A 10,075-nucleotide genomic window follows, 5' to 3' on the forward strand; every position below is an offset into this window, starting at 1 on the left:
ACCCGGCGCGAAGGCCCGTGTTCGTACACTGCCATGCCGGCGTCGACCGAACGGGCTTCGTCGTCGCCGCGTATCGCGTCAAGGTCGAAGGTTGGACGCCGGAAAAGGCGTACGAAGAAATGGCCCGGCTCGGCTTCCACAGCTTCCTCTTCTGGTGGCCAGGCGCGTTCTTCGAATACGTCGGCGCGCCGGCGGAACCCGCGGCGCACGCCGAAGCGGATCGACTTTCGGTTAACCGCTACGACAACGCAAGGCGAATTAGGGGTCGCACGTACCGCTCCCGGGGAAATTAACTCGCGCGGGCGCGGGCGCGGGGAGCTGATATGAGGATACTATACGGCACGCAGGGCACCGGCAACGGCCACCTCTCGCGGACGCACGCCATCGTCCCACTGCTGCGGAAGGCCGGCGTCGAGGTGGAGCTCATCATATCGGGGACGTCGAGCGAGGGCCTTACAAGGGGCGCGCCGGAGCTCGAGCCCTACCGCGCCTTCCACGGCCTGAGCTACGTTCGCCACGAAGGCCGCGTAGACCTGGGCAAGACCATCGAGATTTTCAAACCGATCGAGCTGGCCGAGGACTTCGCCGAGATACAGGGCGCGTACGACCTCGTCGTCTCCGACTTCGAGCCGCTCACGGCGTGGTGGGGCCTGTCGCACGAGGTCCCGGTAATCGGTATTGCGCACAACTACGCGTTCCAGGGGCGGGCGCCGAGGCCGCTGTTGATCGACCCCATGATCGAGGTCGTCTTCCACTACTACGCGCCCGCCGACATCCCCCTCGGCTCCCACTGGCAGCGCACCAACGAAACGGTCATCCCGCCCATAATTCGCAAGGTGATATTGGCCGCCGAGGCCGAGGACGGCGACCACGTCCTAGTTTACCTGCCCAGCTTCACCGACGAGACGCTGGACCGGCTCTTCGGTCATAAGGCGCTCGCGTCGTACCGCTTCGTCGCGTACCCGCGCCGCTCGGGGCGCGACGTCCGCGCGCGTAACCTGACGGCGAAGCCGTTCTCGGGGGAGGGCTTCGTCGAGGACTTGCGGACGGCCCGGGCGGTCATCACGAGCGCCGGGTTCACGCTCCTCTCGGAGTGCCTGCACCTCGGCAAGCCGCTCTACGTCGTCCCGGAGGGGGGCCAGTACGAGCAGAAGTGCAACGCCGAGGCGCTGAAGAAGTGGAACCTGGGCGCGGCGGCGACGGAGCTCGTGCCGGAGGAAATCGCCCTTTGGCTCGAGGCGCGGCGGATGGTCCGCAAGCCCTGGCCGGACGTCGCCCGGGCCTTCGTGGACTGGGTGGCCGCGGGTCGCCCCGAAAACCCCCTCGACTTCTCGGCCCGCCTGTGGGAGGAGACGCGGCGGCTGGCGGCGGGGAAGGTATGACGTAATTCCTAGCATAATAAAACGCCGGCCTTGCGGCCGGCTGGGACGGAAGATTAACAGTTATACAAAGATTTTATCTCATCGAGGATAACACCGAAAGAGGGAAGGGATATGGCTATTACGCCAAAGCAAGAACTTAACGCGTTAAAAGAACAATGGGAAGCCGCTAACGAACAGGCAAGGTTCGCACTTCTTGTAGCCGGACCGGGAACTGGAAAAACCAATACTATTACCCATAGAGTATTCGTTGCGTTAAGCAATGAAACCGAAACCAGTAAAATTTATGTTGTAACATTCACTAATGCAGCTTGTAAGGAATTGAAAGATAGGATATTTAAGAATTGTAGCGGTTATTTCGAAGACCCGACTATAAGCGCCTTAAAAGTATCAACGTTGCATTCGTTAGGGTTGAAAACTTTACGTAGGGCGGGCCAATTGATAGAATACCCCGGCGAACCTATAGTAGCCGACGAATGGGAACAAAAGAATATATTCGACGGCGAGGTTGCAGCGAGGATGGGGATGGGGGGAACTACTAGGGTTAAACATATACGAAAAGCTTACGACGCGATGTGGCAAACTAATATTAGCGATACACCCGACGAATACGAAATTACCGAAGACGAAAAAGAGCGTTTTGTACGAATACATGATTATTTGAGCCGTTTTTATTCTTTCGTTTTACCAGGAGAAATTATTTATAGATGCGTTGATGCTTATAATAATGGGAGAATTCCAGCGGCAAGACTACCGGTAATAGAAGATTTAATAGTAGACGAATTCCAAGATTTAAATAAATGTGACCACGATTTCATAAGGATTTTAAGCGCCCATGGCGCCAAATTATTTGTAGCCGGCGACGACGACCAGAGTATATACGGCTTTAGATACGCATATCCAAGGGGGATTATCCATTTTCAAGATACCTATCAGGGAGGCGAAATAAAAGAATTGACGTCTTGTTTCCGATGCACTCCGAACATACTTGTACCGGCCTTAAACTTAATCGTAAACAATTCGGATCGATATGACAAAAATATTCGGTCTTTGTACACTGACGCCGAACCCCCGGTCCCGGGTTATATCCACACTTGGTTTTTCTCTTCGCCCACAAGGGAGTATGCAGCAATAGCGAGGTCTTGTAAAAGGCTTATTGAGTGCGGGATGGAAGGCCGAGAGAACGAAATATTGATATTAATAACAAAAAAGAAGAATAGGACTATACAACTAAATTTCCTTGAACGCCACCTCGAGTTAGAAGAAGTACCATACGACCGCCCTACAGTTATCGACTATACCGATGATTTCGGGATTCGTGCAATATACGCTTTGCTCCGGATTATTAAATCGTATGAAAAAGAAAAACATGATTATTTAGCCCACCGTACATTACTTCAGCTCCTCTCCGGGGTCGGTATTAAAACAATTATTAATATCGGTAACAAATGCGCAGAAAACGTTTTCGATTTTATCAACCTATTCTATAATCCTGAACCGCCCGCTTGGTTAGATACCGTAGCCACAAAGGCGATTTCGAGGGCAAAAAGTATATTAGATTACATATCTACTTGGTCGATGGAAGACCCGTTATTCGAAAGAGCCGAAGATATCCATGCGTTTTTAACCGAATTATTATTCACCCGAATACGCCGTACTTATGATCCCGTTGAGAAGTGGGGTTCTTTGTATTCGGGTTTCCCTGAAGCGATGACGCTGGGAGATTTGCTTGATTTTTTTACTGCCGATACTGAGTCTGACCAGTTGGCTATTTTAGAAGCCGTTAGTAGTAGACTAGTGCTTCCGGAACCTCCCGTTTCCGACAATAATATAAAAAAAGTAAAAATTATGACGATGCACGGGGCTAAAGGCCTTAGTGGCAGCGTCGTTTTTATACCTTCCGTCGAAGAAGGCCTCATCCCTTCGTTCCGGTCGTTGTCATCCCCCGTCGAATTGGAGGAACAACGTAGGTTATTTTACGTATCTCTAACGCGTGCCAGAGCCGCGTGTATTCTTAGCCACTGCTTTAGACATTGCGGCGGAGCGAAGGCTATTACCGGGGACGCTTCGTGTACAGAAGTCCGGTTAGAAAGGTCGCGTTTCCTAAATGAAGCAGGTCTCGAAAGTGAACGAAGAACGTCGGGTTTGTCGACTTTCGAAGCAGAAAGATTAATCGAAAGTATCAACTACCTCTTTTAAACCTTCCATAAGAGTTACTAAAAAACCGGCCTTGCGGCCGGCGTTTTTATTTCCCAAAATATTTTATAAAGGGTTAGAGCTCGAGGAAGGCCTTGACGCGTTTAGCGCGGGTGGGGTGGCGGAGCTTGCGCAGCGCCTTGGCCTCTATCTGCCTCACGCGCTCGCGCGTGACGTTGAAGACCGCGCCCACCTCGTCCAGCGTGCGGGTGATGCCGTCGCCCAGGCCGAAGCGGTAGCGCAGGACGCGCTCCTCGCGCTTGGAGAGCGTCGCGAGGACGTCCTCCATCTGCTCGCGCAGGAGGGCGTAGGCGGCGGCGCGCGCCGGGCTGATGACGGACTTGTCCTCGATGAAGTCGCCGAGGTGGCTGTCCTCCTCCTCGCCGATGGGGGTCTCGAGGCTAATGGGTTCCTGCGCTATCTTGAGAACGCGGCGGACCTTCTCGACGCTCATCTGCATCTTGGCCGCTATCTCTTCGGGCAGCGGCTCGCGGCCGAACTCCTGGATAAGCTGGCGCGACGCCCGCACGACCTTGCCGATGGCCTCGATCATGTGCACCGGGATGCGGATGGTCCGCGCCTGGTCGGCAATCGCGCGCGTTATGGCCTGGCGGATCCACCACGTGGCGTAGGTCGAGAACTTGTAACCCTTCTTGTAGTCGAACTTGTCGACGGCGCGCATAAGGCCGATGTTGCCCTCCTGGATGAGGTCCAGGAACTGCAGGCCGCCGTTGGTATATTTTTTGGCGATGGAGACGACGAGCCGCACGTTGGCCTTGACCAGGTTCATCTTGGCGTCGTAGGCCTCGCGCTGGCCGGACTTGATCTGGCGCACGATGTCGAGGAACTCGCGGTGGTTCATTTTGAGCTTCTGCTCGAGGCGGCGGATGCGGCGGAGGCAATTGTTGATCTCGCGCTCGGCCTCGGCGAAAGCCTCCGGCGTATACTTCTTGCCCCGCGGCAGCTTGACGGCGCGCGCGCCCTTAGCGTTAAGTTCCCGGCACAACGCCGCTATTTCGCTTCGCTTCATACGGAGGCGGTCCTCGGTGTTCTCGACGGCCTTCAGTTTCTCGAGGATGCGGTCGCGAAACGCCTCGGCCTTCACCGCGAATTCGTCGACCTGGCTGGTGCTGAAGCAGCACTCTTCCAGTATCGCGACGACGTCGCGCTTCATCTGGTTTATGAGTTCTTTGTTGCGCTGGTAGGCCGCGGAACCGGCCTTGCAGCGCGCCAGCCGGCTGTAGACGCGGTCGAGCTCGCGCTTGGCCGCGACCACCTTTTCGCCGCTCTTGATAATTTGCGCCGACAGCTCCCGCTGCTTCCACAGCGGGAGGCGCCCCTCGGAATTGACGACGAGGATCTCCTCCATCTTAACGCGGCCCTCTTTTACGCGCTTGGCCAACGCCTCGATCTCGTCGAATATGAGGTAGAGGTAGAACGCGCCGCGGCGCGCTTTTTGGTGGCCGCGCTCTATCTTCTTCGCCAGCGCGACCTCGCCCTCGCGGGAGAGCAGCGGCACCCGCCCCATCTCGCGGAGGTACAGGCGGACCGGGTCGTCCACGCGGCCGGTAGCGGGCGCGATCCACCCCCCCGCCGGGGTAGAGCGCTCCTCTTTCTCGGCCTGCTTGTCGGCCCCCCCCACTTTGGACCCGTCGACGATCTCGATTTCCATCTCGTTGAACATTGTGAGGATGTCGTCTATCTGGTCCGAGAGTACAATATCATCGGGAAGAGCCTCGTTGAGCTCCTCGTATGTAAGCTGGCCGCGCTCGCGGCCTTTCTCAATAAGGCCCTCTACGACCTTACGACCTTCTTTTCCGATTTTGGTACCGCGAAGTGCCATCAATCCTCCTACCATGGGGAGGTTGTTGATTTATCGTTTATTCTAACAGAAAAAAAAGGCGAAGTCAAATTCCCCTTGAATAAACGCAGCTTTGCGGCCCTAAAAAGCTACAACGGGGCGTTATTTATGTCGGCCCCCGCGGCCCGAACGGCCGCGAGGGCCTCTCTTCACGCGCCTTACATTTCGCCGATACAGTTCGGGCAAAAATCGAAGCCGCGGCGATAAGCCTCGCGCATCGTATCCGGCTCGAAGGTTACGACGTCGGCAAACGTTATTTCAGAAATGCGGCAGCCGCGGTCGCTGCAGGACTCGTGGTCGAGGTCGTGGACGAGTCGTTGCCGCTTATCGCCTACGTACCGGCGGCCGTCGAACGGCGGCTCGCTACGTCGCACCATCTCGCTCCCCCCTTTCTTGCAGCCGAACACCCCTATTAACGTATTTATTATAGCCGAAAAAAGAGAGGAGGTCAAAGGCGATAACGGTGACTGAAACCGGAAACGCCTCCGGACGTCCTTTTTTAAGCTGTTATCACAAACGAAACGGCTTAAACCTTACTAAAAAACCCGCCTTCTTCGTTTAATACCGGATATTTTAACGTCGCGCCGCTATAAATAAGTAAAACGCCGGCGGCAACCGCGCCGCCGGGCCGGGTTCCATTGTTGCCGGGTTTTTCGCGCCGCGGGAAACTACCCTGTTACCCGCCGCCTTCCGGTTTGATGTGGCGCCGCTGCTCCTCCTCTAACTCCCTTATGGCCGGCGCGGCCTCGTCGTATTCGCCGCCGCTGGCCGCGATGCGCTCCCTCAGCTCGCGGTTACGCCGCGCCAGCGCGCGCTGCTTAACCGCCTTGACCACCAGCCGCGCCGCCCGCGCCGCGTCCTCCTCCCGCGCTTCGGCCATCGCCATCCGCGTCACGACGCCGGCGTCCGCCGCATCCAACTCGTCCAAAAGCTCCACCGCCGAGAAAGGGCCGTTTTTGACCAGCTTCGCCATAACCCGCAATATCCGGCGGACCTGCTCGTCGGCCACGTCCTCCGGCGATATCTCGGCCAGGCACTCGGCCGCGGCCGACGGGCAGTGGATGAGTATCCGCAAGAGGCTGTGTTCGGCCGGCGCCGCGGGCGCGACGTCGCCGGCCCCTCGAGCCGGCCGCCTCGGCGCCTCCACCGCGCCCACCGGTATGCCCAACAGGCCCGCCGCGCGGCGCCGCCAGTACGACCGCTCGAGTTCCTCCGGCACGGCCGCCAGCAGAGGACGCAACTCGCCGATGGCCGCCAGCTCCGCGCCGACGGCGTCGCCGGCGTGTTCCCGCCGCGCGAGCTCGACCACGAACGCCGGCCAGTCGACGGCGCCGTCGAGCACGGCCGCGAGCGCGTCCGCCCCCTCCGCGGCCACGTCGAACGGGTCCCGCCCCGCCTCCAGGACGCCGACGCGAACGCGGCGCGCGCCCCGCGCCAAAAGCGATGCGAGCGCCCGACGGGCGGCGCGCAGGCCCGCGTCGTCGCCGTCGAAGAGCAAGACGAAATCCGTCGCGTGGCGGGCCAGGATGGCCGCGGCCTCCTCCGCCAGCGCCGTCCCGCACGTCGCGACGACGTTCTCCACCCCCGCCTGGTGCACGCCCAGCAGGTCCATATACCCCTCGACGACGACGCAACTCCCCGCCCGGGCGACGGCACCGCGGTTCTGATACAGGCCGTAGAGAGTAGTGCTCTTATTATATAGAGAGGTGTTGGGCGAGTTGAGGTACTTGGGCTCGCCGTCGCCCAGCACCCGGCCGCCGAACGCCACTACTTTGCCGGACGCGTTCCATAACGGGAATATTATCCGGCCGCGGAAGCGGTCGTAGTAACCCGGGCCGCTCTTGGAGGGTACCACCAGGCCGGCCTCCTCCAGCTCGGCCGCCTCGTACCCGGCGCGCGTGGCGTGCTTGAGGAAGGAGTCCCAGCTATCGGCGACGAGGCCCAGCCGCCACCCGTCGAGCGTCTCCCGGGTCAGGCCGCGCTCGAGCAAATACCGGCGGGCGGCGTCGGCGTACTGGTCCGACGCGCGTAGGTTGGCTTCGAAGAACCGCGCCGCCTCCTCCACTACCGCGGCCAGCCGGTCGCGGCGGCGTTCCTGCGGCGTGGCGCGGCCCGCGGCCCGGAGCGGAATGCCGGCGCGTTTGGCCAGCTCGCGGAGGGCCTCGCCGAAGGTCAGGCCCTCCATCTTCATAACGAAGCTGAAGACGTTCCCGCCCTCGCCGCAGCCGAAGCAGTAGTAAAGCTGCTTCGCCGGCGACACCGTGAACGAGGGCTTGGTGTCGGCGTGGAAGGGGCAAAGGCCCTTGAGGTTTTCGCCCCCGGGCGTTAAGGCGATGTACTGGCCGACGACGGCCACGATGTCGGTGGCCTCGCGGACGCGCTCGACGTCGCCGTAACCTCTCTCGGCCGCCATGCTATTCCTCGCGTTCCTGTATGCGCCTTATCGCGGTCGCGCCGCCGGCCTCGGGGTCGACCGAAATGACCACCGCGGAGAGGACCCCCGCGCCTCGCGCCGGCTTGAAGCGCGCCGGCATCCGCGATATGAATCGCCTTAAAACCGGCCCGGCCTCGGTCCCGATTATGCCGCCGGTGGGGCCGGTCATGCCGACGTCGGTTATGTACGCCGTACCCTCCGGCGATACGCGCTCGTCGGCGGTCTGGACGTGGGTGTGGGTTCCGACCAGAGCCGTGACGCGGCCGTCGAGGTAATGCGCCATAGCCTCCTTCTCGGAGGTGGCCTCGGCGTGGAAGTCCACCACGACGACCTTCGCGCGGTTCGCCAAGACGTCGAGCGCCGCGTCCAGCGCGCGGAAGGGACAATCCAACGCGTCCATGAAGACGCGGCCCTGGGCGTTTATTACGACCACCTTATGCCCCTCGGGCGTCGTCGCGACCAACCAACCGCGCCCCGGCACGCCGGGGGGATAGTTGAGAGGCCGCAGCAGCGTCGGCATCTCGTCCATCGCGTCGGCGGCCTCGCGGTGCGCGAAGATGTGGTTGCCGGAGGTGGCGACGTCGACGCCGGCCCGGGTAATCTGCGCCACGGTCTCGGGCGTGACGCCGGCGCCGCCGGCGACGTTCTCGACGTTGGCAATGACGAGCGAGGCGCCGTACTCTTCCTTCAGCGCCGCGGCGCGCTCGCTCACGAGCCGCCGCCCGGGGGCGCCGACTACATCTCCGATAAAAAGTATTTCCACTGCGGGGTCTTTCCAGGCGGCCCGGCGAACGGGGGGATTTGCGCGTAGGCCGGCCGCACCCCCTATATAACATAACGGCGCGCGGTTTAACAGATGAAATTCGGCGGCGCCCTAAGCGACCCGAAAGCATCCCGGGAAATACGCTTGGCCCCTCGAGTGAACCCGTCCGCGCAACTTTAAACGCAATTAACCGCCTCTGCGCAATTGACCCGCGCCTTTTCGCTGGGAAAATAAAGCCGGCGCCCCGCGGCGCGTGTAACCCTTCCGGGCGCGCCGACACGCGATGAAGGTCGTAACGTTCAGACGCAGCGCCCACATGGGGCGCACGACGATAGCCCCGGGCGAGCCGGTCCTCCTCCCGGACCGTGCCGTCGCAAAGCTCCTGGCCGCCTACGGCGACGCCGTCGACGTCGCCGGCGTCGACGGTCACTACAACAAATACGAGGGCCAGCCGCTGGACGGCCGCTCGCTGTTGCTGGTGCGGAACGGCGGCTTCGGCGACCTGCTCTTTCTCACGCCGCTGCTCCGCTACCTGGACCGGAGATATCGACACGCCGGCCTGGCCGTCGCCTGCGGCCGCCGATACCACGGCGTCCTACTGCGCAACCCGCACGTCCGGCGGATATTCACGTACCCGGTCCGGCTCAAGGACCTCGTCGCGTACGACTACCAACTTTTCTACGAGGGGACGCTCGAGACGAGCGAAGACGCCGGCCTTCACGCCGTCGACCTGATGGCGCGGCACGCCGGCGTCGCCGACGTGGGGGACCGGCGGCTGGTGTACGACGTCGAGCCGGCGCTCGCCCGCAAGGCCAAGAACATTTTACGCCACGAGCTGAGGGTCAAGGAGGGCGACGCGACGGTGGGCCTTCACCTCCGCGCCTCCTCCCCCATCAGGACGTACCCGCTCGAGAGCAGTCTGCTCGTGGCCGCGACGCTGGGGGCCGCCGGCGCCCGCGTCTTCTTGCTGGGCGCCGAGGGCGATTGGGACAAAACCGTAGGCCGAAGGCTACCGCCGTCGGTAGAATTCAAGAACGTCGACAACCTGTGCGGCCGCTTCCGCACGATCGACCATACCGCGGCCTTTCTGTCGCGGCTCGACTTACTCATCGGGCCCGACTCGTCGCTGGTCCACTTCGCCGGCGCGCTGGACGTGCCGACGGTCGCGCTCTACGGCCCTTTCCCCGGCGCGGTCCGGACGAAGTACTACCCGCGTTGCATTACGTTGGAGGGGCGATACGCCGCACGGCCCGGCCTGGAAGAGTGCGCGCCTTGCTTCAAGCACGGCCCGTACCCCTGCCCGAAGGCGGGAGAGGACCGCGCGAGCCCGTGCCTGCGGAACCTGGAGCCGGAGGCGGTCGTACGGGCGGCGTTGGGGCTGATAACGAAGGGGAGGAAAGGTTAGGTGTCGTGCCGTCAGTTGTTACCAACTGACGGCCCGA

At 61.1% G+C, this 10,075-nt stretch carries 8 protein-coding genes; 4 read left to right on the forward strand and 4 right to left on the reverse strand.

The window, feature by feature from the left end; all coding sequences use genetic code 11:
• The 3 genes from VMX79_03305 to VMX79_03315 all read left to right on the forward strand — a co-directional run.
• A partial coding sequence (locus VMX79_03305; protein HUV86117.1) for a hypothetical protein occupies positions 1-293 on the forward strand: 293 nt, incomplete at its 5' end.
• 30 nt (positions 294-323) lie between these two features.
• A complete protein-coding gene (locus tag VMX79_03310) occupies positions 324-1,382 on the forward strand; it encodes a glycosyltransferase family protein (protein ID HUV86118.1) in 1,059 nt (352 codons plus the stop codon).
• Positions 1,383-1,493: 111 nt separating this feature from the next.
• A complete protein-coding gene (locus VMX79_03315; GenBank protein ID HUV86119.1) occupies positions 1,494-3,578 on the forward strand; it encodes an ATP-dependent helicase in 2,085 nt (694 codons plus the stop codon).
• Between the two features lie 73 nt (positions 3,579-3,651).
• Here the strand turns inward: VMX79_03315 and rpoD are convergent, their stop codons facing one another.
• From rpoD to VMX79_03335, 4 genes are all read right to left on the reverse strand, one after another.
• On the reverse strand, positions 3,652-5,418 hold the full coding sequence (gene rpoD, locus VMX79_03320; protein HUV86120.1) for an RNA polymerase sigma factor RpoD: 1,767 nt from the start codon (positions 5,416-5,418) through the stop codon (positions 3,652-3,654).
• Between the two features lie 176 nt (positions 5,419-5,594).
• The gene (locus tag VMX79_03325) at positions 5,595-5,813 is read right to left on the reverse strand and encodes a hypothetical protein (protein HUV86121.1); all 219 of its coding nucleotides are present in this window, start codon (positions 5,811-5,813) and stop codon (positions 5,595-5,597) included.
• 299 nt (positions 5,814-6,112) lie between these two features.
• On the reverse strand, positions 6,113-7,849 hold the full coding sequence (dnaG, locus tag VMX79_03330) for a DNA primase (protein ID HUV86122.1): 1,737 nt from the start codon (positions 7,847-7,849) through the stop codon (positions 6,113-6,115).
• Between the two features lies 1 nt (position 7,850).
• Entirely contained in the window at positions 7,851-8,633 is a 783-nt protein-coding gene (locus VMX79_03335) for a TIGR00282 family metallophosphoesterase (GenBank protein ID HUV86123.1), read from the reverse strand.
• 283 nt (positions 8,634-8,916) lie between these two features.
• On the opposite strand from VMX79_03335, the gene VMX79_03340 reads away from it, so the two are divergent.
• Entirely contained in the window at positions 8,917-10,038 is a 1,122-nt protein-coding gene (locus tag VMX79_03340) for a glycosyltransferase family 9 protein (GenBank protein HUV86124.1), read from the forward strand.
• Positions 10,039-10,075 lie beyond the last annotated feature (37 nt).

Source organism: bacterium (assembly GCA_035529855.1).
GTDB lineage: Bacteria > RBG-13-66-14 > B26-G2 > WVWN01 > WVWN01 > WVWN01.

Excerpts from the sequence above, each read along its gene's own strand:
- VMX79_03310 (HUV86118.1), top strand. The coding sequence starts at position 324 with ATGAGGATACTATACGGCACGCAGGGCACCGGCAACGGCCACCTCTCG.
- rpoD (HUV86120.1), bottom strand. The coding sequence starts at position 5,418 with ATGGCACTTCGCGGTACCAAAATCGGAAAAGAAGGTCGTAAGGTCGTA.
- VMX79_03325 (HUV86121.1), bottom strand. The coding sequence starts at position 5,813 with ATGGTGCGACGTAGCGAGCCGCCGTTCGACGGCCGCCGGTACGTAGGC.
- dnaG (HUV86122.1), bottom strand. The coding sequence starts at position 7,849 with ATGGCGGCCGAGAGAGGTTACGGCGACGTCGAGCGCGTCCGCGAGGCC.
- VMX79_03315 (HUV86119.1), top strand. The coding sequence starts at position 1,494 with ATGGCTATTACGCCAAAGCAAGAACTTAACGCGTTAAAAGAACAATGG.
- VMX79_03340 (HUV86124.1), top strand. The coding sequence starts at position 8,917 with ATGAAGGTCGTAACGTTCAGACGCAGCGCCCACATGGGGCGCACGACG.